Source organism: Streptomyces sp. NPDC039430 (assembly GCF_055639435.1).
The window spans coordinates 933,673-956,169 of record NZ_JBVKAK010000001.1; the positions used below are offsets into that span (position 1 = coordinate 933,673).

Sequence of the window (22,497 nt, forward strand, 5' to 3'; positions counted from 1 at the left end):
GGCTCGAAATGATGTGCATAACCCGTATGGAGTCGGGTAGCCGCGCGCCCATGGCTTCACCACCAGAGCACGACAGGGAAAGAACCGCAAAACGGTCCATAGGCCGCCGGTCACCGGCGCGCCGGTCTCTGGGCCGCCGCTCGCTTCTGCTGGGCGCGGCGGCGCTGGGCGCCGCGGGGGCACTCGGCGCCGCCGGCTGCAGCAGGATTCCGTCGGGTGACACCCTCGCCCGCCTGAAATCGCAGCGCACGGTGCGTCTCGGTATCGCGGGCGAGGCACCGTACGGATTCATCGACGACCAGGGTGAATTCACCGGTGAGGCGGTGGAGCTGGCGAAGGTGATCTTCAAGCGGCTCGGCATCGGCGCGGTGCAGCCCGTTGCCACCGATTTCTCCTCGCTGATACCCGGCCTCAACTCGCAGCAGTTCGATGTCGTCTCGGCCGGGATGTACATCAACAAGGAGCGCTGCGCGCAGGTCATCTTCGCCGATCCCGAGTACCAGATGCTCGACTCGTTCATCGTGCGCAAGGGCAACCCCAAAGGGCTGCACTCGTATCAGGACGTGGTGCGGACCAAGGCGAAGATCGCCACCGGCACCGGCTACGCGGAAATCGACTACGCGATATCCGCCGGGGTCCCGGAGAACGAACTCGTCATTCTCCAGGATCCCGTCGCGGGGCTGAACGCGGTCGAGTCCGGCCGGGTCGACGTATTCGCCGGAACCGCGCTCACCGGCCGCGATGTGGTGAAGAAGAGCACCAAGGCGGAGGCCACGAAGCCGTTCGCGCCGGTCGTGGACGGCAAGAAGAAGATCGACGGCGGCGGATTCGCCTTCCGTCCCACCGATACCGGTCTCCGGGACGCCTTCAATGTCGAGATCCACAAGATGAAGAAGAGCGGCGAGCTGTTCCGCATCCTCAAGCCGTTCGGCTTCACGGAAGCGGAGATGACCACCCTGACCGCAGAGGAGCTGTGCGCATGACGGCCGGCCTCTGGACCCATTGGGTGCTGCCCGGTATCTGGATCACGGTCCAGCTCACCCTGTACAGCGCCGCGCTCGCCGCCGTCGTGGCCTTCACCGTCGGTACGGCCCGTACGCACAGCTCGCGTTTCGTCCGCTTCCTCGCGGGCCTCTACACCGAGATCTTCCGGGGCACCTCGGCGCTGGTGCTGATGTTCTGGCTGTTCTTCGTCATGCCGGGCCTGTTCGGCTGGGCCCTGGTCCCGATGTGGGCCGCCGTCCTGGCGCTGGGGCTGTCGTACGGGGCGTACGGCGCCGAGGTCGTACGCGGCGCCCTGAACTCCGTGGCGCCCGCCCAGCGCGAGGCCGGCATCGCCCTGAACTTCTCTCCCTGGCAGCGCATGCGGCTGATCCTGCTGCCCCAGGCGGTCCCGGAGATGATCCCGCCGTTCAGCAACCTCCTCATCGAGCTGCTGAAGGGCACCGCGCTGGTCTCCCTGCTCGGCGTCGCCGATGTGTCGTTCGCCGCCTATCTGGTGCGGCTGGCCACCCAGGAGAGCGCGCAGATCTACTCGGTGACGCTGGTGATCTATTTCGTGCTCGCGTTTGTCCTCGCCCGTGGAATGCGGGCGCTTGAGCGCAAGACCAAGGCCGGAATCGGCATCACCGCGACACCGGGAGGTGCCCGATGAACAATTGGGACTGGTCCGCCGTCGCGGACTTCATGCCACGCTTCTGGGACGGCCTGCTCCTCACCCTTCAGGTGCTGGTGCTCGGCTCGCTGCTCTCCTTCACGCTCGGTCTGGTCTGGGCGATCGGATTCCGGGCGCCGACGCGTTTCATCCGGTGGCCGGTCAATGTCGTCACCGAGTTCATCCGGAACACCCCGCTGCTCGTGCAGCTGTTTTTCTTCTTCTTCGTCCTGCCCGAATGGGGCGTGCAGTTCTCCGGGCTGACCACCGGCACGATCGCGATCGGCCTGCACTATTCGACCTACACCGCCCAGGTGTACCGGGCCGGTATCGACGCGGTGCCGGCCGGGCAGTGGGAGGCGGCCACCGCGCTCAGTCTGCCGCCCGGCCGTACGTGGATGGTGGTGATCCTGCCGCAGGCGATCCGGCGGATCGTGCCCGCGCTGGGCAATTACGTCATCTCGATGCTGAAGGACACGCCGCTGCTCGCCGGAATCAGTGTGCTGGAAATGCTCCAGCAGTCCCGGCTGGAGAGCGCGACCACCTTCCAGTACACCGAACCGCTGACCGTGGTCGGTGTCGCCTTCATTCTCATCGCCTACCCGGCTTCTCTTCTCATGCGAGCCCTGGAGCGTCGTCTTGTCCGCTGACATATCCACCCCCGAAATCCCCGATCCGACAGCCACCACCGGTCCCGCGGGCGAGCTGATCCGTTTCGACAATGTCACCAAGCGGTTCGGCAAGAACACCGTGCTGGACGATCTCTGTTTCTCCGTGCGGCCAGGAAAGCATGTGACGCTGATCGGCCCGTCCGGCTCGGGGAAGACAACGATCCTGCGGCTGCTGATGACCCTGGTGAAACCGGACGAGGGCGTCATCACCATCAATGGCGACAGACTTTTCCCGGCCGACAACAAGCATGTCCGTGACGTGCGCAAGAACATCGGCATGGTCTTCCAGCAGTTCAATCTCTTCCCCAACATGAACGTGCTCCGCAATGTCACCGAGGCCCCGGTGAAGGTGCTGGGGCTGAGCAAGGACGAGGCGGAGGAGCGCGGCCGCGAGCTGCTCGATCTGGTCGGCCTCGGCGACCGCTGCGCGGCGAAGCCGACCCAGCTCTCGGGCGGCCAGCAGCAGCGGGTGGCGATCGCCCGCGCGCTGGCGATGCGGCCGAAGATCCTGCTGCTCGACGAGGTCACCTCGGCCCTCGACCCCGAGCTGGTCGCGGGCGTACTCGATGTGCTCCGGGACATCGCCCGCACCACGGACATCACGATGCTCTGCGTGACCCACGAGATGAACTTCGCCCGGGACATCTCCGACGACGTTCTGATGTTCGATGCCGGCAAGGTCATCGAATCGGGCCCGCCGGAGAGGATCTTCTCCGAGCCGGGGCACGAACGTACACGCGAGTTCCTGGGCGCGGTGCTCTGACCTCATATCCCCTCGGGCAAGTATTCCGCTGGCATATGCCAGCGCGATGCGCCCCAGCCCAGGGCGTCGGCCCGTCCGCTCCGTGTGGGCAACCGCCGCCCCGGCAAAGGCTCTTGACGGCTATCGTGGTGAGTGAGCTTGCGGTCACAACCTGCTGGGGGGAACCGTGGTGCTGAAGCCGGAGCCGACCGCGCCGTTCCACTCGGTGCGGTACGTGCTGCGCGTCCTGGAGGCCGTGTCCAACTACGGCGGCGGGGTGACCGAGGCCCGGATAGCCAGGGAGAGCGGACTGCCGGCCGGTCATCTGGCTCCTCTGCTCTCCTTGCTGCGGCGCGAGGGATACGTGGAGCAGGTCACGGACGGCGCGTATGTGATCGGCGAGTCACTGGCGATGCTCGGCTCCGGCGCGGCCCGGCGGCAGGCCCTGGAGGACAGGCTGCATAGCGCGCTGGACGAGCTGCGCGACTCGGTCGGGGCGGCGGTCTATCTCAGCCGCTATATCGACGGTGAGATCAAGGTCACACAGGTCGCCGACGGCCCGCTGACGCCCGCCGTCAATGAGTACGTGGACTTCCGCGCCACCGCCCACGCCAGCGCGATCGGCAAGTGTCTGCTGACCCAGCTGGACAGGGACGGCCGCCGTGACCACCTGGACCGCCACAAGATCGCCCGGTTCACCTCCCGGACGATCACCAGCGAGCGGCTGCTGCTCTCCCGGCTGGACAGCCAGGCGCCGACGGTGCCGGTGCTCGATCTCCAGGAGTACGCGCTGGGGACCGTCTGCGCCGCCGTCCCGCTGACGGCGGGGTCCACGGTGGGCTGCCTGGCGCTGTCGCTCCCGGTCGAGCACGTCCACCGGCTGCGGGTGGCGGCGGAGGCCCTGAACCGCGGGGCGGCCCCGCTGGCCCTCTCGCTGACGATCTAGCTTTTCCGCCTGTCCGGTCGGCTGCCCGGCCGGTGATCATGGCCGTGGTCCTGAGCACCCTGGACCACCGGGTATTATTTTCGAGTCAGCAGGCGCCGCTAGCTCAGTTGGTTAGAGCAGCTGACTCTTAATCAGCGGGTCCGGGGTTCGAGTCCCTGGCGGCGCACAGACAGAGGAAGGCCCCCTGCGGAAGCGGGGGGCCTTCCCTCGTTCACGATCCTCAGACCACGGACCGCGAGCCGTCCACCATCGGGCTCACGCCGAAGATGCTGACCGCCTGGTAGTACGTCCACGCCAGACCGTCACAGGACGTCTTCGTGGCGCCGGAGTATCCCGAGCAGACGCGCTTCAGGTCCGCGTAGAACGCGGAGTCGAGCCGGGCCTTGTTCGCCGCGAACTGACCGGCCGCCTTGTAGTTGCGGTATCCGAAGTCATGGCGGGAACAGGCGGTCTGGAACGGGAAGCCGAAGGGGTTGTCCGGCGAGGACGAGCAGTAGTCCGTGGACCAGTCGAAACCGTAGGCCGACCACGCGCCCTGGTTCCCCCGGGCCGAGACCCAGGAGTTGTAGCTGGCGGCGGATTCCTGGGTCCAGCCGCTGAGGACCTGCGGCTTGTCGGCCGGGGCGGCGGCGGCCTGAGACGCCGTCACCAGCGAGGCGGCGAGGGCGAGTACGGCTGAGGCGAGGGGAAGTGCCAGGCGTCTGCGCATGACGGTGATCCTCCGGGCGAGGCATGGGGGGACATGGGGGGGGAAGACGTTCCACGCCCGGGTGGGCATGGAGCGTCCATAGAGTGAGCGGCGCGGCTGTCGCATGGGTCTACGCGCGATGACCGACGCGGGAATGGTCCCCCAAATCCCGGCGTCGGCAAACCCCTTGTGCGGCGAACTCCCGGCGGACAGCGTCCAGTTGACACATCCGTCCCCAGTTGACCGTTCTGTGTCCGGCCGCCGGCGCGGCGGAGGGCGCCTGGTCCTACCCGTCAACTCCCTCGCGCGCACGGGATCTCGACCCGCAGGACGGTCGGGCCGCCGGCCGGGCTGGACAGCGAGAGCCTGCCGTCCAGTACGGAGACGCGATCGGCCAGTCCGGTCAGCCCGCTTCCCCCGCCCGCGCGGGCACCGCCGTCGCCGTCGTCCGCTATCTCCAGCATCAGCCGCCCGTCGCCGTACCGGCCGGAGACGGTGGCACGGCTCGCCCCGCTGTGTCTGCCCGCGTTCGCCAGCGCCTCGCACACCACGAAGTACGCGGTGGCCTCCACCGCGTCGGAGAACCTCGGCATCCGTTCGATCGCCACGTCCACCGGCAGCGCCGAGCGGTCCGCCACATCCGCGACGGCCGCCGCGAGTCCGTAGTCGGTGAGGACCTTGGGGTGTATGCCCCGGATCAGTTCGCGCAGCTCCGCCAGCGCCTCGCCGGCCTCCCGGTGCGCCGCTTCGATACGGTCGGCGGCGGGCCCCGGCGGGGCGTCGAGCCGGGCCAGGCCGAGCGTCATGGTCAGCGCGACCAGCCGCTGCTGGGCGCCGTCGTGCAGATCCCGTTCGATCCGGCGGCGCTCCGCCTCGAAGGCGTCCACCAACCGCACCCGGGAGCGGCTCAGTTCGGTGACCCGCCGGCCCAGCGCGGTCTCCCGGGGCGCGATCAGGATCCGGGTCAGTCCGGCGCGGGCGCCGGCCAGCACGCCCAGCGCGTAACAGCAGACCGCGAGGAAGAGCAGGCCGAGCACGGCGAACGCGCACGCCATGGGCCAGGAGGTGACCGTCCACACCTTGACGACCTTCACCTCCTCGCCCTCCCCCACGGTGGCCAGCAGGACCGGTGTGGCGACCATCGCGAGCGGCAGCAGCAGACAGAGCGTGACGGCGATCGCGTCGAGCGGCCAGAGCACCAGCGCGAAGAGCGCCGCGTATCCCAGCTCCCGCCAGGTGGCACGCTCCTGGAAGCGGGTCCGCAGCCAGGGCCACAGCCCCGGTTCCGTGGGACGCCGGTGCGGATCGGCGGCGGGCCGCCCGTCGATCAGCCGCGCCCTGAACCGCTCGAACCTGGCCACGGGCAGCCCGCCGAGCGCCGAGACCGCGAGGAGCGGCAGCCCGACCAGTACGAGGGAGAGCGCCCCGCCGACGGCGATGACGGCCAGGGCCACCACCAGCACGGCGGCCCCGGCCGGTACGCCGCTGAGCAGATACGCCGCCGCGCGCCACGGCCAGGGCGAGAGCGGGAAGTCCGGCCGGGCCAGGGCCTGCCACACGGTGCGGGAGCGGGAGCGCATGGGAGGACGGTAGAAGGCGAACCGGAGGACCGGCCATCCACGCAGGCGGAGTGTCCGGGGTAGGGCCTGCCCTACCCCGGGAATAGGCCCCGCACTGGTGTGCCGGGCGGCGCGCGCCGGTGGACTGGACGTATGACCCACAACGCATTCCGCGCCCGGCACGACGCCCGGCATCGAGACGAGCCGGACCACGCTCAGGACCACACGGACGAGCGCACGGACGGCGACGCGCACGATGACGCGATTCAGCTGCGCTCCGTACGCAGGATCCATGGATCGGGGGACGGTGCCGTCGCCGCCCTCGACGACGTCTCCCTCGTCTTCCCCCGTGCCACGTTCACCGCCGTGATGGGCCCTTCCGGTTCCGGGAAGTCGACCCTGCTCCAGTGCGCGGCCGGTCTCGACCGGCCCACCTCGGGGTCGGTGTCCATCGGCGGGACGGAACTGACGGAGCTGACCGAGAGAGGGCTGACCCTGCTGCGCCGCGACCGCGTCGGCTTCGTCTTCCAGTCCTTCAATCTGCTGCCCGCGCTGACGGCCGAGCAGAATGTGGCCCTGCCGCTGCGGCTCGCGGGCCGCGCGGCCTCACGGGCGCGGGTACGGGACGTACTGGACCGGGTCGGTCTGGCCGACCGCGCGAAGCACCGGCCCACCGAGCTGTCGGGCGGCCAGCAGCAGCGGGTCGCGCTCGCCCGCGCCCTGATCACCCGCCCCGAGGTGCTGTTCGCCGACGAGCCGACCGGAGCGCTGGACTCACGGACCGGCCGTGAGGTGCTGGCCATGCTGCGCTCCCTGGTGGACCGGGAGGGCTCCACGATCGTGATGGTCACCCATGACCCGGTCGCCGCCTCGTACGCCGACCGCGTCGTCTTCCTGGTCGACGGACGGGTCGGCGGCGAACTGCCGGCGCCGGCCGCCGAGGAGATCGCGGCCCGGATGACCGCTCTGGAGGCCGTGCCGTGCTGAGCGTCGCCCTGCGTACGCTGCGCAGCCGCTGGACCACCTTCGTCGGCGGTTTCATCGCGCTCTCCCTGGGGGTCGGGCTGATCGCCACCATGGGACTCGCCCTGGCCGCGACCCTGGACGCGCCCGAGCGCCGCCCCGAGCGGTTCGCGAAGGCGCCCGTCGTGGTGAAGGGCGCCGACACCCTGCGCGTACCGACCCGGATCGGCGACCGGGTCGCGAAGCTGGACAGTCCGCGTCCCGTACCGCCGTCCCTGGGACGGGAGTTGGCCGCGCTGGGCCGTACCGTCGAGGACCGTACGTTCGCGGTACGGGCCGACGGCGGCCCGGCCGGGCTGGTGGGGCACCCGTGGTCCACGGCCGCCTTCGCGCCGTACCGCCTCGACACGGGCCGGGCGCCGAGGGCGGCGGACGAGGCCGTGGCCACGGGCGACTGGACCGCGCCGGGGCGGCGGGTGCGGACCGACCGGGGGACGGTGACGATCGTCGGTACGGTCCGGGATCTCGGCTTCGAGCGGGCGCTGTTCTACACCGACGACCGCGCGGCCCGGCTCTCCCCGGACGTGGATCAGCTGGTGGTGGACGCCGATCCACGTGCGGTACGCGAGAAGGTGGCCGGCTCGGCGGACGCGACGGACGCGGCGGGCGTACGGGTGCTCACGGGGGCCGCCAGGAAGGACGCGGACGCCGATCCGGAGCGCGACAGCGAGGCGCTGGTCACGGTGAACGCCATGCTCGGCACGGCGGCGGGGGTCACCGGGTTCGTCTCGGTCTTCGTGGTCGCGTCGACGTTCGCCTTCGCGGTGGCGCAGCGGCGCCGGGAGTTCGGGCTGCTGCGCACGGCGGGCGCCACCCCGGGCCAGATCCGGCGCATGGTCCTCGCGGAGGCGATGGCGGTGGGCGTGGTGGCCTCGGCGGCGGGCTGCGCGCTGGGCGCGCGGGGAGCGCCGCTGCTGGCCGCGTGGCTGGTGGACGACGGGCTCGCACCGCGCTGGTTCGCCATCGGGACGGACACCTGGCCGTACCAACTGGCCTTCTGGACCGGGCTGTCGGTGGCGCTCGCGGGCGCGGTTGCGGCGTCCCGGCGGGCCGGGCGGACAGGGCCGGTGGAGGCGCTGCGTGACGCGGCGGTGGACACCGGGACCATGACCCGGGGCCGGTGGTTCTGCGGCGCCGGGCTGCTGCTGGTGGGGATCGGGCTGCCGGTGTACGCCCTGCTGACCGAGCCGGGCGGGCTGCTGGGCCGTAAGTCGTACACGAGCGGGCCGATGCCGCTGATCGTCGCGTGCGCGCTGCTCGCGCCGGTCCTGGTGCCTCCGCTCGCCCGGCTGCTCGCCTGGCTGCCCGCCCGGCTGCCGGGCGCGACCGGCCTGTTGGTACGGGAGAACGCGGCGGCCGGGGTCCGGCGCACCGCGGCCGTCGCCGCGCCCGTGCTGGTGACGGTCGCGCTGACGGGCTCCCTGCTCGGGGCCACGGCGACGATCGACGGGGCGAAGGCCGGCGAGATCCGGCAGCGGACCACGGCGGATTTCGTGATCTCCGGGCCGGGAGGGGAGGCCGCGACCGGGCGGGACGCGGTCGGAACGGGCTTCGACGCCGCGACGGTGGAGCGCGTACGGCGGGTCCCCGGCGCCATGGTCTCCCCCACCGCCGCGAGCGCCGTCCACGTACTGGAGGACGGTGTCGCGCTCATCCGGTCCGACGCCCGCGCGGCCGATCCGGCGGCGCTTGCCGCGACGGTCCGGCTGCCGCTCGCCGCGGGCCGGGTGACCGGTCTCGACGACCGCTCGATCATCGTCACCGAGGAGTGGGAGCGGCATACGGTCGGCGAGTCCGTGGACATCTGGCGGGCGGACGGCACGCGGACCTCGCTGCGCGTCGCCGCCGTGATGCGCGTCGGGACCGGCGGCAACGGGGTGTACGTGACGCCGCGCAACGCGCCGGGCGCGCCCGTCGACCGGATCGACGTGCGCCTCGCGGAGGGAGCCGACGCGAGCGCCGTGGCGGCCGGTCTGCGCGCGGCGGCCGGACGCTCGGGCGGGCAGGTGTTCACCAAGGACGCGTGGGTGGCGGCCAGTTACCCGGAGACCGATGGCAGAACGCGGACGGGGTTCCTGCTCGTCCTGGGCATCGCACTGCTCTACACCGGGATCTCCCTGGCGAACACCCTGGTCATGGCGGGTTCCGACCGGGTGCGGGAGCTGGCCGCGCTCCGGCTGGCGGGCGCCACGGCTCCCCAGGTGCTACGGCTCGTCGCGGCGGAGGCGCTGCTGGTCGTGGCGGTCGGAGCGGTGCTCGGCACGCTGGTCGCCGGGGTCGGTCTGGCCGGGTTGTGGGGCGCGCTGGGCGTCCTCCACGCGGGGGCCCCGCTCGTACTGCCGTGGGGCGCGCTCGGTGCGGCGGCGGGCGCGTGCGCGCTGCTCGCCACGGTCTCGGCGGTGGTCCCGGCCGCGCTGTCCCTGCGTTCGCGGCCGGTGGAGTTCGCGGGCACGCGAGAGTGACACGGGCCGCGGCGGCGGGGAAGCTGTGCGACCCGGGCTGCTGTGCGGCTCGGGAAACCAGGCGGCCCGGGGAACTGTGCGGCTCAGAAAGTTATGCGGCTCAGGAAGCTGCGCGGCTCGGGTGTGCCACTCGATACGGGGAGCCACTCGCCACGGGGAGCCACTCGCCTCGGGGAGCGCGGACCGCACGGCGGCGGACCGGGAAGAACCACGCCCCCCGAGGTTCCTACTGTGGAGACCTGCCTCAGAACTGGACGTCGGAGCAGGCGTAGAACGCGTTCCCCGTGTCAGCGATGGTCCAGACGGCCACGATCAGGTGCCGGCCCGACTTCGACGGCAGCGTGCCCGAGTGCGAGAGCGTCGCGGGCGGCTGCTGGTTGTTGTACGGCACCGTCAGGAACGGCTGCGAGTCGAGAGCCGCCCGGGTGACGGGGGCGTTCGAGTTCCATCCGTTCTTGGTGATGTAGTACTTGAAGTCGGTCGTGGCGTGCCGGGCGGTGAACTGCCAGCGGAAGTTGTAGCTCTGGCCGCTCGATACCTTGGTGGTGGGCCAGGCACCGCCGCGCGGGTCGTCGAGCTGCGCGAACTGGCCGAGACCGCCGGAGCAGATCTTGCCGTCGGCGGGACCGCCGGCCGGGAAGCCCTTGGGCCCCTCGACGCTCTGCGGCTCCCACTGGATGTTGCCGCAGTTGCTCACGGTGCCGTTGGCACAGAGCTTCTGACGGCTGATCGGTGAGTCGGTGTAGCCGTGGCTGCTGGCACTGCCGGTGGCGAGCAGGGATACGCCCGCGACCGCGAGGCCGACCACGGCCGCGCCAATCTTCTTTCGCATGCTTCGCTCCAGAGAACGTGGGGAGTTCGGTGAGCCGTGCTGCGCGCGTGCAGGTGAGCAGTTATGCGGTCTAGACCAAGTCCTAGGGTATGGACAGAACTTGACCGTGTCCATAACAAGTACGAACAAGGTCCAGACCAATCAGCGCCGAACGGTCACCATTTCTCCGCCGCTCCCTGACGACCCGTGTAGAACGCGACGGTGAGGTCCTTGACCAACGCCTTGCGCTCGTAGTCGTCCAGCTCCACCAGTCCCCGCGAGGTCAGCCGGTTCACGGTGTCGTCCACCGCGTCCACCACCGAGGTCAGCACGGAGTCCCGGTGCCTGGCGTCGATCGCCGCGATCCGGCTGCGCTGCATCGCCGTCGCGATCTCCGGCGCGTACTCGATACGGGTCGGCTGCGCCGAGAAGACCTCGACGCCGACCGGCCGGCACTCCGCCGACAGCATTCTGGTCAGCGAGTCACCGACGGTCTCCGCGTCGCGCAGCGTCGGCGCCTCGTCGTGGAACGCGTCGGCCGGCAGCTGCGAGAGGACCCGCGCCATCGCCGCCTCCACCTGCTCGCGCAGATACGCCTCGTGGTCCTTGACGCCGAGCGCCGCGCGTACGGTGTCCCGCACCCGCCAGACCACCAGCACGACGACCCGCAGCGCGGTGCCGTTCGAGTCGACCGCGGGCATCGGCTCGCTGCGCCAGTGCCGCAGCCGTACGTCCACCCCGCGGCGGAGCAGCAGCGGGCTCACCCACAGCAGCCCCGTACGGCGCACGCTGCCCCGGTAGTCACCGAAGAGCGTCAGCACCCACGCCTGGCCGACCCGGCCCCGGCCGAGGCCGCCGAAGGCGAAGAGCGTGACCGTCACCCCCAGCGCGAGCAGGACCCACTGACCGAGCCCGATGCCGTGGTACGGGCGCCGGGGCAGCCCGAGCACCCTGGACGCCCCGTCCGGTACGGCTCCGGTCGACCACACCACCGCCGCGCAGCCGACGAGCGCCACGCAGCCGACGAGGGCGGCGGCCCAGCCGGGCAGCGCAGGACCCGGCCGCTCGGCGAGCTTGGGGTCCACGGGCGGCGCGGCGCGCTTCGGCGCGACCGGCATGGGCGCGGGCCCCGGCACCCGGCGGACCCGGGGCTGCTCCCCCGTCCCCCATCGGCGCCCGACGACGGTGGGCCTGACGGGCTGTCCGGCGGGACGCCCGGCCGGGTGTCCGGCGGTTTCGAGCGCGTCGGCCTCGTCGCGGAAGAGCAGATGGACGGGGATCTCCTGGGTGCTCTCGCCCACGATGAGCGGGCTCCACCGGGGAACACCCGCGGTGCGTACGAACGGAGCGGCCCCCGCGCCGGGCGCCTGAGCACCGAAGGCGGCGAGGACCGGACGGTCGGCGTCCGTGTCATCGCCGAGGGGGCCGGCGGGGGCGGGACCGGTACGAGCGGAATCGCCGGGGGCGGGGGCGGGATCGTCGGGGCCGGGACCGTCGTGGTGGGCGGGAGCGTCCTTCCCGAAGAGCACCGGCTCCGGGCAGCGGTCCCGATCACATCCGCCGCCGCTTCCACCGTCGTCGGGAGCCGGCCCTTCCCCGCGCGTCGCGCCCTCCGGTACAAGTTCCGCCGTGTCGTCGTCAGCCGGACCGACCGTCGGCTCGGGGGGCCGGTCCGGCACCCGCTCGGGCTCGGAATCGAACCGGCGCTCGGACCGGCGCTCGGACCGGGACTCGGACCGGGACTCGGACCGGGACTCGGACCGGGACTCGGGTTCGAGTCCGGGTCCGTGATCGGGCCGGCTCTGACTCCCGTCCCCGTCCCCGTCCCCCTTCTCGCTCCCGCTCGCGCCCTGGGGCTCGGGCTCGGGGCTCGGCTCCACCGGGGGCGGTGTGCGCCGTACCGTGAACACGCCCCTCAGGTCGTCCTCGTCGCCATTCGGCCGCCGCGTGGTCGTCATCCTTGCCTCCGTCATGCGAAGAGTCGCCGCCAGGTCTCCGGACCGGGGTAACCGTTGGCCGCGCTGCCGCTCCAGCCCTGAGCGCGCTGGAACGCCTCGGTGTTACGCCGGTCGGCCTCGGTCCAGAGCCGGCCGGGACCCGAGGTGTAGTGCTTGCCGAAGCCCTTCCGCACCAGCTGTCTGCCGAGCTGTTCGACGTGGACGCTGGACTGGCCGGGCCGGAAGAACTCGACGCCCGGGAACGCCGGCGCCTTCCCCGTACCGCTCCCGCCCCCGCTCCCGCTCCCGTTCCCGCTCGCGCCACTCCCGGCTCCACCGCCACCGCCACCGCCACCGACGGAGCCGCCGGGGCGCCCGCCCGCGTCCTCGGCCGGGATGTTCCTGCCCAGGCCCTTCACCAGCAGGCGCCAGGTCCCGGGCCCAGGCCGGCCGTCCGCCTCCGCGCCGCTCCAGCCCTGCGCGAGCTGGAACGCCTGCGTGGCCCGCCGGTCCGCCTCGCCCCACTCGGGTCCTGGGCCCTGGCTGTAGAACCGCTTGCCGCCCCGCTGGATCAGCAGCCGGCCGAGCCGGGTGACATACGCGTTGCGGGCGCCCGGCCCGAAGGAGCGCTCCCCCGGGTACGCCGCAGGCATCCCGGCCCCGTTGCCCGTGGCCGAGTTCGCCCCCTTGCCCTCCGATACCTCGGTCAGCCCCTTATAGCGGTACGGCACATAGCGGTCGGGGTTGTTCCAGTACCCCACCGGCGTGGACTCCGTACGCGTATGCGGCTTGGTCTGCTCGTAGGCCACGTAGTAGGAGTGCGTGTAGTCGGTCCAGCCGCCGAAGAGCGTGACGTGCGAGCCCTTGTTGGGGTCGGCCGGATTGTGGAAGAGCAGCATGTCCCCGGGCTCCAGCTCGTCCCGCGAGATCCGTACGCCGAAATCCGCCAGGCTGCCCGTCCACTCGTTGTCGGAGAGGTTCCAGGCCATCGACACATAGCCGGAACAGTCCTGGCGGTACCCGTCCGACCAGTACTTCTCCATGCTGTACGGCACCTGCGCCTGCACCCACCGCTTCGCGCGGTTGATGATGTCGGCCCGGGTGGTCGCGCGCAGTTCGCCCGGTGGCTTGCTCGACTGCGGTCGCCCGTGCAGGGGGCCGCTGCCGCCCTGAGGGGTGACCGGATGCGGATCGACGGAGGTGCCGGCAGCCGTACCGGGCGGCGCGGCGGCCCATGCGGTGCCGGCGCCCGCGCACGGCACGCCCAGCGCCACCCCGGCGGCGGTCACCAGCACCAGTGCGCGCCGGGCACCGTGCGCGGCCGGATGGCCACCGGCCCGTACCGGCAGCCCTCTGGCCAGATCGCGCCGGTGCTCGGCGCATCCCGCACAGGGGCAGTCGGGAGCGGGCTCGTACTCCTCGAAGACCGGGACGGTCATGCGATCCCCTCCACACTCATCAAGTCATCAAGATCTTTGGGCGCGGCTGCACGAGCGCCAGTGCGTCAACTGTCCGAACAAATCGCATTTTGACGGATCAAAGGGAAGAAAGGACAATCCGACAGGCCGCAACACCCATCAAATGGTCGGGGCCACCCAAGCCGATCGGGTAGAGTTGGCCAGGTCAGCAGGCGCCGCTAGCTCAGTTGGTTAGAGCAGCTGACTCTTAATCAGCGGGTCCGGGGTTCGAGTCCCTGGCGGCGCACGCACAGTCGAGGCCCTCTCACTTCATGTGAGGGGGCCTCGCTCGTTGTGTCGCACCACTCGTTGACGCCCCCGCCCGCCCCCACTCGCCCCGCTCACCCGGGCTCGCGCCCACTCGCACCCGCTCGTGCACCGCGCCGCCCACGATACGATCCCTCCGGGGCGAATCCCCCAGGGTTCTTCACATGATCAGACTGGGCTGGTGAACGCCAATGGGGCGTGCGGTCCGAACAGTTGGACGCGGTACGAGGGGATGCCCCAGCGGTGGGTCCGGCGGGGTCACCCATGTCACCGACGCCGAACAGCGGTCGGTGGCCCCGTCCGTGCGACAGCCGGCTCGCCGGACCCCTCACCAGGCCCGATCCGGCCAAGCCGTACCGCGTCCAGTACCGTTCGCTGCTCTCCCAGGAGCCGCACCGTATCCGCGCCGCCCTGCTGCTCGGCGCGGCCCCGCTGCTCTCGCTCGGCCTCTTCGTCTGGCTGATGCAGCCGCAGCACTGGACGGAGCGTGACCCGAACGTCAAGAACGATCTCCTGCTCGTCCTCGACATCGTGATGCTCGTCTCGATCGGACTGATCGAGCTGTTCCGCACGATGAACGTCCTCTCGAACGCGCACGCGACGCTGGTGGCGCGCGACCCGGTCCCCGTCGTGCCCGAGGCCAATACCCGCGTGGCCTTCCTCACCTCCTTCGTACCGGGCAAGGAGCCCCTGGAGATGGTGTGGAACCAGGCCATGGGCGCGCACCGCGCGAAGACCAAGCACGGCAACTACAACGCCTGGCTGGACGCGCACGGCGACGACTACGAGTTCTTCGCCTCCGTCGACACCGACCACGTACCGATGCCCAACTACCTGGAGCGGATGCTCGGTTACTTCCGCGACCCGGACGTCGGCTTCGTCATCGGCCCGCAGGTCTACGGCAACTACGACACGTTCGTCACCAAGGCCGCCGAATCGCAGCAGTTCCTCTTCCACGCGCTGATCCAGCGCGCGGGCAACCGCTACGGCGCCCCCATGTTCGTCGGGACGAGCAACGCGGTCCGGATCAGGGCTCTCAAGCAGATCGGCGGTCTGTACGACTCGATCACCGAGGACATGGCGACGGGCTTCGAGATGCACCGCGCCCGGAATCCGCGGACCAGCGACAAGTCCCGGCTGGTCGATCTGAAGGACCCCGACCCCCGCTTCACGGACGGCCCGACGCTGGAGAAGGGCACCCGCTACCCGAGCGCCTCGCTGCTGCCCGACGACAGCGTGCTGGTCACCGGCGGCTCGGAGGACTACCGGGGGGCGCGGCGGCTCCGACGTGCTCCAGGCCCGGATGTACGACCCGGTCTCGTCCACGTACAAGCGGGTGGCAGACCCGGCGGTGGGCCGCAACTGCCTCTCGGGCTCGGTGCTGCCGCCCGACGGCCGCGTCATGATCTTCGGCTCGGACACGCTCTTCGCCGACAAGGCCAACACCAAGCCGGGCGTCTTCGAGCAGCGGATCGAGATCTACACCCCGCCGTACCTCTTCCGCGACGCACGCCCCATGCTCTCGGGCGGCCCGAAGAGTGTCGAGCGCGGCGGCACGGCCGCCTTCAGGACGAAGGACCCTGCGTCGGTCAAGACGGCGAAGCTGATGCGACCGAGCGCGGTCACCCATGTCACCGACGTCGAACAGCGGTCGGTTGACCCTGGACATGAAGAAGACGGCGGACGGCGTCGAGGTCACGGTGCCGAAGAACAGCGCGCTGGTCTCGCCGGGCTGGTACATGCCGTTCGTCACGGACGAGGAGGGAACGTCGTCGGAGGGCGTGTGGGTGGAGATCCCTTAGCGGCCATGCCGTGGAGGGGCGACGCGATCACGGCCATGAGCCCGGAAGATCGGCAGAGGACATCCCGGCTGGTGCTCGGTTCACTCGTGCAGGTGGGCCGGAAGTCCGTCGTCCACGGGGTAGGGGCGCTCGCGGGAGAGCAAGTGCCGCGCGGCCTCCAACTCCCCCTCCGGCACATGGGCATGGATCGTGTGGGCGAGCGGGGTCCCCTGGCACGCGGGCAGGAGAGCGCTTCAACTCGCGCTTCCAGAGCGCCGGTACGAGGTGCACGGCGCGGTCGTAGTGCGACAAACAGGCATACGCCAGAGCCGACTCCATCCCGTCCTGGGCGATCGACGCGGCCAGCACGGACGTCTGATCCTCTTTAGTGCCCCAGCCGCGGCGGTGTAACATCCACAGGAAAGACGGCTTGATCCATGTCAAGCGTTGTTCGTAGTCCTCTTCCACTCTGTCGCATACCAGCAGGCCAGAGGCCATGCCCCAGGGCCGAGTGATCCATGTCTCCGAGGATGGCCGATCCTCACGCCCCGGAATCGTCTGTCTTCGCTGCCCGTGGGTAGCGTCGCACAGACGTCTGTTGCCGACGGCCAGGTCGCCGCCGCGGTATCTAAGGGGTGGGTACGGGCATGCCGTCTGATGCAGCGGAGAGTACGGGAAAGGGGTTCACGTCGGCGAGCGCCACTCAGGTGGTGGCGGCGGCGTGCCGACGCGCGGGTCTCGACGGTGACGGCGCGCGTCTGATCCGGCTGGGCGAGAACGCTCTGTTCCGCCTCGCCGCGCGCCCCGTGGTGGTGCGGATCGCACGATCGACGGAGTATCTGGACTCGGCGCGGGGTGAGGTTCAGGTGTCGCGCTGGCTGGCGGGTGAGGGGTTCCCGGTCACGCGGGTGGTCGATGATCTGGAACAGCCGATGATCGTTGACGGTCATCCCGTGACGTTCTGGCACCTGATCGAGGAGAGCGACCGGAAGCCGACGTACGGAGAGCTGGGCGGGGTTCTGCGTGACCTTCACTCGCTCAGCCTGCCGGACACGTTGACGCTGCCGCCGTACCCGGTCCTGGACCGGACGGACCGGCGGATCAACGCCGCGGTGGACATACCGGAGGACGATCGTGCGTTCCTGCGCAAGCGTGCGCGTGAGCTGCGGGATCGGGTGGGAGACCTTTGGTTCGAGTCCGAGAAGGGTCCCGTGCACGGGGATGCCCATGTGCAGAACCTCATGGTGGCCAAGAACGATCAGGTGATCCTGATTGATCTGGAGAGGTTCAGCTTCGACTCTCCCGAGTGGGATCTCATGGTCACGGCCACCGAGCATCACAGCCTGGGGTGGCAGACCCCGGAGGAGTACGGCGCCTTCGTCGGCGCGTACGGGCGGGATCTCCGTACCTGGTCCGGGTTTTCCACGCTGCGGGCAGTGCAGGAATTCAACATGACGACGTGGCTCATGCAGAACGTCTCCGAGAGTTCCGGGACAGCGGCGGAGTACGCCCGTCGGATCTCCTCGCTGCGGAACGACGACGCGCCGCGCGACTGGAACCCGGGCTGAGCCCGGCTACTCATCGTCCAAGCGCTCCATCGCGTCCCGTACCTGCCCGTTGAACTGCTGGACGATCGGAAGCGTCCCGTGAACCGAAACCTCGCGTTGGAAGTCGCCCACGTACCGCTGGAACCGGGCGGACTGGAGGGCGTCTCCCGCTTCGACAGCGAGACTGGCCGTTGTCACGGCGGCGTCAAGGTCCCCGTTGAGTAGCTGGCTCTGTGCGAGAACCATGCGGCAGAAGCCGAGCGTGCGCGCGTACTTGGGGTCGGTGAGCGCTACGGCGCGCTCGGCGAACCGGACGGCTTCGGCGCCTTGCTTCAAGTCCCGGAAGCAGTGGCAGAACTCGCCGATCAGCTCGGCCTCGTCCATGTAGGCGAGCCATTCAGGATCTTCGGCGCCGTCGGCTCGCTCGAAGAACTTCTCCGCGTCATTCATCGCGCGCGCGGCGCCCCTGTGGTCCTGAGAAGTGGACAGCGCGCGGGCCTCGTGAGCGGAGAAGAGCGCCATGGCTCGTGGTGTCGAACTACCCTTCCCTCCCTCCACCGATGCGCGGGCGAGCATGACGGCCCTGGGCACTCGGCCCAAGTAGTTCGCCTGGTGACTCATGTTGGTGAGGATGCGCGCACCCATCATGCGGTCACCGGACACCTGGGTCAGTCGCAGCGTCGACATCATGTAGCGGTCCGCAAGGGTGTGGTTCCCGCTGTCGTACGCGCTCCAGGCAAGGAGCTGCGACATCTCCGACGCTGCAGCGAACAGTGCTTCTCCCACCTTGGCGCTGTAGCCGGCGCCGAGGAGGGGCAGGGCGTCTTCGCGGAAGTAGTGCCGGAAAGCCTTGTGCGCGTGTCCGCCGCCGAACTGGAAGTCGAGTTGCATGAAGAACCCAGCGGCGGTCCGGATGGCTGCGACGTCGCGCATGCCGACTCGACGCGTGGCGGAGGCGTCCGTAGGAACACCGTCCGGGCGGGACACCAGCCAGGCAAGGGCGGCGGAGTGGACATCGCTGTCAGGAAGTGGGGGCTCATCCCCCGGCCGGTCCTCCGGGCGCTGGTGTGTGAGACTTTCGAGGGTGCTCAGCGTCTCGGCCAGGGAACCGGCGTACGGCATACCGACCGTGGATGCGGGGGCCGGCGCTGCCCCAGGGAAACCGAGGTCCTTCGGGGTGATCCGCCGTCGTAACTTGTCGCTCAGGGCCTCGGCGACGAACGCGGCGGTCTGCCTCTGTATTCCAGCACCGTCCCGCCATCGCTGAACAGCGACGTGCGCGGTCCCCAAGCGTTCACCGTGCCGCTCCGCGGCCTCACGAACCCGCTTGGCCAGACCCTTGTTCGAGGATCCTGCCTCCGCCATGACGGCGGCCAACTGATGATTCGGCTCTCTGTTCACGTTCTGCTGGCACCCCCGGCGTCACGCCAAGTGTTCATCCTGTCACAGCAGTTTCGGGTAAGGGGGTTCACCGTGAACCCCCTTACCCGAAATTCGTGAACCCACGTGTGTACGTGAACCCCCATGTGAACGCTGCCGCATGGCCAAAGACGGTCGTTGACTGTCGAGACAAGACACCCCGGCGGTGCGTAGCGGCACCCCGGGGCATGGCCCACCTGAGAAAGCAGGTAGACATGCGGAACCCTATCGGCAGGATTTTCGAGTCGCTGCTGAGACTGCTATTTCCCGCCCCGGGCCATCATCGCGCGGCCAAAACCAGCCCTGTCATTCCCTGTGTGGACACGCCGACGATGAGCCTGCCGCGCGTTCCCGACCCGTACATCTGGCGCGCGATCCGTGGCGAAGACGTCCGCCTCGTCCGCCCGTACGTCATCGCGCACGAGCGTCGCACTCGCCCCGGTCCGGCTTGCGGCTGCCGCATGGGCCTGGTCTGCACCGCCCACTGGACGGCGGTGGCACAGTGAGCAAGAATCCCCGACTCCTGCCCTGGCTCGGCCCAGCCGGACAACGCTCGTACCTCGTCACGGACGACGGTCGCAGCCATCTGTCCCAGCTCGCCGACCAGATGGAAGAGGTGCAGCTCCAAGCTGGTGACGTCCTCCTCGGCCACGCGGCCAGCATGCTCAAGGACGAGAATGTCAAAGCCTGGGAACTCCGCTACCTGAGCGCCCGGCTGTACGAAGCACTGAGCGACGCCCTGCGGGTGGCCGAGAGCCGCGGCGACCGACTCCCTCAACTTGAAGACGACGACATCGAACCGGTCGACGACGGCAACAACGGCCCGAACGACATCACGTCACCCTCCGAGGAGACGCCCGCATGAACCGGCCTACCCACAGGACGCTTGAATGGCAGATCGGACCGGTATCGGGCCAGTCACTCAGCCGCGACCAGAACGGCCAACTGACACTGCCGCTCCAGGTCGTCCACCTCGGTAAGCACGTCGCCAATTCCTCGCTGCTGCTGACCGTGGCAGAGGCCGAGCAACTTCACGCCTCGCTCTGCTATGCACTCGACGGCGAACCCATGCGCGAAAATGCGCCGGACTGCCGCAAGCCCATCCAATACCCCGGCGGCCGACAACGATTCTGATCTCTCCCCGGCCTGCGACCGGACGGAGCTCCACCCACAACAACCGCTGACATAGCACCGGACCACCCCTGAAACCCTGGCAGGCGCGGGGGGTCCGGCTGGGGACCGATCACAAACGACCACGAACCCCGGTGCCGAAGGTACCGGGGCCTTCGTCGTGTCCTCCTACGGCGCGGCCCGGCAAGATCAGTGTTCAGCCAGCCTGCGGGGAAAGGGACTTGAGAGAATGGACGGCATACGATACCTCTTACTGGAAGGGGAGGGTGGCGCATGACGCTTCGCGAGTTCCTATACGTCGACACTGACAAGGTAAGGGAAATTCTGGCCCAACTGGATGGAGGGATTGCAGAAGAATCTCGAGAGACGGAACGTAAAGAAAAAAGGACAACTGTAGGCCCACGCGTCGCTGGGCAATATTTTCAAGGCTCCGGAAGTGAACATACACGAATAAATCCCAGGGAGACGCACTATTTCCGATGCTTGAACAGACCTTGGAATCGGAGCTACTCCTTCGAGATATATCACAAGAGGTCTGCGACCCTAGTCAGTGGACTTCTGGTGAACTGAAAAGAAATCTACCTCTGGGATCTCTGGTCAGAGTAAACAGCCATGGGCTCGCTGTTTGACACTCGCTACGCAGCATCGACATTCTCAGCCTTTGGGTTGCGCCTGGCCTTCACGTCAACCTCACTCCAACGAAAGGCGTCCTCATTAACTCGCGCCTCCAAGAAGGACGTCAATATCTGGACAGCGAGGCGCATATTCTGTTCGCTCGATATGGAACGGAGCGGCAGGAATGGACAATCGTTGGCGGTATCGGCAGTTACGGTACAGAGGAAACCGCTTCCGCAGCATCCTGGCTTCTCGCTTATCCCGTTTGCCGTGTACCGATCCATCCCCCGGAGCGGTGCAGTGGCGCTTACTGAGTGACGCGACCGGACGAGGTGTTAAGCCTCCCGGTGCCAACTAGGGCGGCGTACCGGGGAGGTGGCAAAGGCCCAGCCACGGCATGGCCTCTTCTCTGGCATCCGACGGCTGATTGTCATGTGCGCGGTACCGGCACCGGCCGGACTGGAGCGGGGCGTCATCGTCTTGCCGACGCGACGAGGGAGCACCGTTGACGCCCAACCCGCAACCGCGATGCTCAAAGGTGGCGGCCCCACCCGCCACACCCCATCCCGGCTACCCCCGGCTGTTGCGCGCCAGGCCCAGGGCGTAGTCCGGGTACCAGTCGCCCGCCTTGGGGCCGCCCTTGCAGTCGCCGTCCGACTCTCCCGGGCGCTTGATCCAGAGATACGCCTTGACCAGCGGGTCGCCTGTCGTGGTGGTCGGCGGTTCGCCGAGCGCCCGGCCCGGCGGGTTGCACCAGTTCTCGGCCGGATCGCCCTTCGTGTACGGGCCGTTGCCGTTGCGGCTGGTGTCGATGACGAAGGGCTTGCCATCGACCTTCGCGGAGAGGCGCTTGCCGAAGTCCGCGCTCGCCGCGGTCGGGTAGAAGTTGGACACGTTGACGGAGAAGCCGTCCGCGTCGGCGATGCCCGCCCGCTGGAGCGGTTCGAAGAGCGCGTCCGGGGTCTGCCAGCCGGCGTTGCCCGCGTCCAGATAGACCGAGGTCGCCGGCTGCTGCTTGAGCCGTTGGACGGCGCCCTTGAGCAGGTCGTACCGCTCCTCGTGGAACTGGGCGGGGGTGCAGCCGTCCACCAGGTGCAGGACCGCGTCGGGCTCCAGGACGACCGTCGCCCGGCGGTCGCCGATGCCCTTCGCGACCTGGTCGACCCACGCACGGTACGCGTCGCCGTCCGCGGCGCCGCCCTTGGAGAACTGGCCGCAGTCGCGGTGCGGGATGTTGTAGAGGACGAGCAGCGCGTCGCGGTCGGCCTTCGCCGCCGCTTCCGTGAAGCCCCTGGTCTGCGCCTCGGGGGTGTCGGGGCCGATCCACTCGGCGACCGGCTGTTCGGCGATCTTCCTGATCAGCGCGGCGTTCCCGGTGTCGCCCGCGCTGTCGTACGCGGCGACCTGACGGGCGGCCCTGCCGTCGGGGTTGACCCAGTACGGCGCGTCCGCCTTGGGCCGCTGGCCGATCGGCGCCGACTTCGTACCGCCGCCGTCGCCTCCTTCACCGCCCTCACCGTCGCCGTCGGACGAACAGCCCGCGAGCAGCAGCACCGCCCCGGCCGCCGCCACACCGGCCCGTACGCGTCCGGCGCAGACGCCACGGCCGCGGCCGGAATAACTGCCGTACATCCACTCCCCCTTGGTGCACCGTCACTGTGTCGCCGTCACGGCGTCCGGGTCCGGGGCCCGGGTCCGGGGCCCGGGCCGCCCTCCCCCGGCCGCCCCGGCCGGCCCCGACCGAGCCCGCCCGGTTGCCGCCGATCCTGGCATACCGCCCTCGGGAC

22 protein-coding genes and 2 tRNA genes are annotated in these 22,497 nt (G+C 69.7%); 16 read left to right on the plus strand and 8 right to left on the minus strand.

The genetic code is table 11. The annotated features are described in order from the left end of the window. Window positions 1-50: 50 nt before the first annotated feature. From ehuB to ACZ7LS_RS03990, 6 genes are all read left to right on the plus strand, one after another. A complete protein-coding gene (gene ehuB, locus ACZ7LS_RS03965; protein ID WP_385132574.1) occupies window positions 51-983 on the plus strand; it encodes an ectoine/hydroxyectoine ABC transporter substrate-binding protein EhuB in 933 nt (310 codons plus the stop codon). Then, entirely contained in the window at window positions 980-1,654 is a 675-nt protein-coding gene (gene ehuC / locus ACZ7LS_RS03970) for an ectoine/hydroxyectoine ABC transporter permease subunit EhuC (RefSeq protein WP_382521339.1), read from the plus strand. Before ehuB ends, ehuC begins: the two co-directional genes overlap by 4 nt. Further along, a complete protein-coding gene (gene ehuD, locus ACZ7LS_RS03975; RefSeq protein ID WP_382521336.1) occupies window positions 1,651-2,304 on the plus strand; it encodes an ectoine/hydroxyectoine ABC transporter permease subunit EhuD in 654 nt (217 codons plus the stop codon). Before ehuC ends, ehuD begins: the two co-directional genes overlap by 4 nt. Before the next feature lie 16 nt (window positions 2,305-2,320). Then, window positions 2,321-3,088, plus strand: coding sequence for an ectoine/hydroxyectoine ABC transporter ATP-binding protein EhuA (ehuA, locus tag ACZ7LS_RS03980; RefSeq protein WP_469449193.1), 768 nt, complete (start codon window positions 2,321-2,323; stop codon window positions 3,086-3,088). 166 nt (window positions 3,089-3,254) lie between these two features. Beyond that, the gene (locus ACZ7LS_RS03985; protein WP_385132566.1) at window positions 3,255-4,013 is read left to right on the plus strand and encodes an IclR family transcriptional regulator; all 759 of its coding nucleotides are present in this window, start codon (window positions 3,255-3,257) and stop codon (window positions 4,011-4,013) included. 92 nt (window positions 4,014-4,105) lie between these two features. After that, window positions 4,106-4,179, plus strand: a tRNA-Lys gene (locus ACZ7LS_RS03990). 54 nt (window positions 4,180-4,233) lie between these two features. Here ACZ7LS_RS03990 and ACZ7LS_RS03995 read toward each other — a convergent pair. After that, the gene (locus ACZ7LS_RS03995; RefSeq protein WP_382521330.1) at window positions 4,234-4,722 is read right to left on the minus strand and encodes a phospholipase; all 489 of its coding nucleotides are present in this window, start codon (window positions 4,720-4,722) and stop codon (window positions 4,234-4,236) included. 272 nt (window positions 4,723-4,994) lie between these two features. Further along, window positions 4,995-6,281 (minus strand): sensor histidine kinase, encoded by a 1,287-nt coding sequence (locus tag ACZ7LS_RS04000; protein ID WP_385132563.1) that lies wholly within the window; start codon window positions 6,279-6,281, stop codon window positions 4,995-4,997. Between the two features lie 132 nt (window positions 6,282-6,413). Between ACZ7LS_RS04000 and ACZ7LS_RS04005 the strand changes: the two genes are divergently transcribed. Both ACZ7LS_RS04005 and ACZ7LS_RS04010 read left to right on the plus strand, forming a co-directional pair. Then, complete coding sequence (locus tag ACZ7LS_RS04005) at window positions 6,414-7,247, plus strand: ABC transporter ATP-binding protein (RefSeq protein ID WP_382872334.1); 834 nt, start codon at window positions 6,414-6,416, stop codon at window positions 7,245-7,247. Next, window positions 7,241-9,745, plus strand: a complete 2,505-nt coding sequence (locus ACZ7LS_RS04010) for an FtsX-like permease family protein (RefSeq protein ID WP_385132560.1) — start codon at window positions 7,241-7,243, stop codon at window positions 9,743-9,745. The genes ACZ7LS_RS04005 and ACZ7LS_RS04010 overlap by 7 nt, the downstream gene beginning before the upstream one ends. 244 nt (window positions 9,746-9,989) lie before the next feature. Here ACZ7LS_RS04010 and ACZ7LS_RS04015 read toward each other — a convergent pair whose 3' ends face one another. The 3 genes from ACZ7LS_RS04015 to ACZ7LS_RS04025 form a co-directional block, all read right to left on the minus strand. Next, window positions 9,990-10,577, minus strand: coding sequence for a lytic polysaccharide monooxygenase auxiliary activity family 9 protein (locus ACZ7LS_RS04015; RefSeq protein WP_382521319.1), 588 nt, complete (start codon window positions 10,575-10,577; stop codon window positions 9,990-9,992). A gap of 155 nt (window positions 10,578-10,732) precedes the next feature. Further along, complete coding sequence (locus tag ACZ7LS_RS04020) at window positions 10,733-12,514, minus strand: SPFH domain-containing protein (RefSeq protein WP_385132556.1); 1,782 nt, start codon at window positions 12,512-12,514, stop codon at window positions 10,733-10,735. An 11-nt stretch (window positions 12,515-12,525) separates the two neighbouring features. Then, window positions 12,526-13,932: a peptidoglycan-binding protein gene (locus ACZ7LS_RS04025; protein WP_385132553.1), complete on the minus strand. Its 1,407-nt coding sequence runs from the start codon at window positions 13,930-13,932 to the stop codon at window positions 12,526-12,528. A gap of 191 nt (window positions 13,933-14,123) precedes the next feature. Here ACZ7LS_RS04025 and ACZ7LS_RS04030 point away from each other — a divergent pair. From ACZ7LS_RS04030 to ACZ7LS_RS04040, 3 genes are all read left to right on the plus strand, one after another. After that, a tRNA-Lys gene (locus ACZ7LS_RS04030) sits at window positions 14,124-14,197 on the plus strand. A gap of 284 nt (window positions 14,198-14,481) precedes the next feature. Then, window positions 14,482-15,876, plus strand: a complete 1,395-nt coding sequence (locus ACZ7LS_RS04035) for a glycosyltransferase (protein ID WP_385132550.1) — start codon at window positions 14,482-14,484, stop codon at window positions 15,874-15,876. 8 nt (window positions 15,877-15,884) lie between these two features. Beyond that, a complete protein-coding gene (locus tag ACZ7LS_RS04040; protein WP_385132547.1) occupies window positions 15,885-16,019 on the plus strand; it encodes a galactose oxidase-like domain-containing protein in 135 nt (44 codons plus the stop codon). A 27-nt stretch (window positions 16,020-16,046) separates the two neighbouring features. Here the strand turns inward: ACZ7LS_RS04040 and ACZ7LS_RS04045 are convergent, their stop codons facing one another. Beyond that, a complete protein-coding gene (locus ACZ7LS_RS04045; RefSeq protein ID WP_385341582.1) occupies window positions 16,047-16,496 on the minus strand; it encodes a DUF4291 family protein in 450 nt (149 codons plus the stop codon). Between the two features lie 149 nt (window positions 16,497-16,645). Between ACZ7LS_RS04045 and ACZ7LS_RS04050 the strand changes: the two genes are divergently transcribed. After that, a complete protein-coding gene (locus tag ACZ7LS_RS04050; RefSeq protein WP_385132544.1) occupies window positions 16,646-17,566 on the plus strand; it encodes a phosphotransferase enzyme family protein in 921 nt (306 codons plus the stop codon). A 6-nt stretch (window positions 17,567-17,572) separates the two neighbouring features. Here ACZ7LS_RS04050 and ACZ7LS_RS04055 read toward each other — a convergent pair whose 3' ends face one another. Further along, window positions 17,573-18,946, minus strand: coding sequence for a sporulation protein (locus tag ACZ7LS_RS04055; protein WP_385132541.1), 1,374 nt, complete (start codon window positions 18,944-18,946; stop codon window positions 17,573-17,575). A 233-nt stretch (window positions 18,947-19,179) separates the two neighbouring features. Between ACZ7LS_RS04055 and ACZ7LS_RS04060 the strand changes: the two genes are divergently transcribed. From ACZ7LS_RS04060 to ACZ7LS_RS04075, 4 genes are all read left to right on the plus strand, one after another. After that, window positions 19,180-19,470 (plus strand): hypothetical protein, encoded by a 291-nt coding sequence (locus ACZ7LS_RS04060; protein ID WP_382881592.1) that lies wholly within the window; start codon window positions 19,180-19,182, stop codon window positions 19,468-19,470. Next, window positions 19,467-19,829: a hypothetical protein gene (locus ACZ7LS_RS04065; RefSeq protein WP_385132538.1), complete on the plus strand. Its 363-nt coding sequence runs from the start codon at window positions 19,467-19,469 to the stop codon at window positions 19,827-19,829. Before ACZ7LS_RS04060 ends, ACZ7LS_RS04065 begins: the two co-directional genes overlap by 4 nt. Beyond that, window positions 19,826-20,098, plus strand: coding sequence for a hypothetical protein (locus ACZ7LS_RS04070; RefSeq protein WP_385132535.1), 273 nt, complete (start codon window positions 19,826-19,828; stop codon window positions 20,096-20,098). Before ACZ7LS_RS04065 ends, ACZ7LS_RS04070 begins: the two co-directional genes overlap by 4 nt. A 270-nt stretch (window positions 20,099-20,368) precedes the next feature. After that, window positions 20,369-20,665, plus strand: coding sequence for a DUF6414 family protein (locus ACZ7LS_RS04075; RefSeq protein ID WP_469449137.1), 297 nt, complete (start codon window positions 20,369-20,371; stop codon window positions 20,663-20,665). Between the two features lie 615 nt (window positions 20,666-21,280). On the opposite strand, the gene ACZ7LS_RS04080 is transcribed toward ACZ7LS_RS04075, so the two are convergent. After that, on the minus strand, window positions 21,281-22,342 hold the full coding sequence (locus tag ACZ7LS_RS04080) for a glycoside hydrolase family 6 protein (protein ID WP_385132532.1): 1,062 nt from the start codon (window positions 22,340-22,342) through the stop codon (window positions 21,281-21,283). Window positions 22,343-22,497 lie beyond the last annotated feature (155 nt).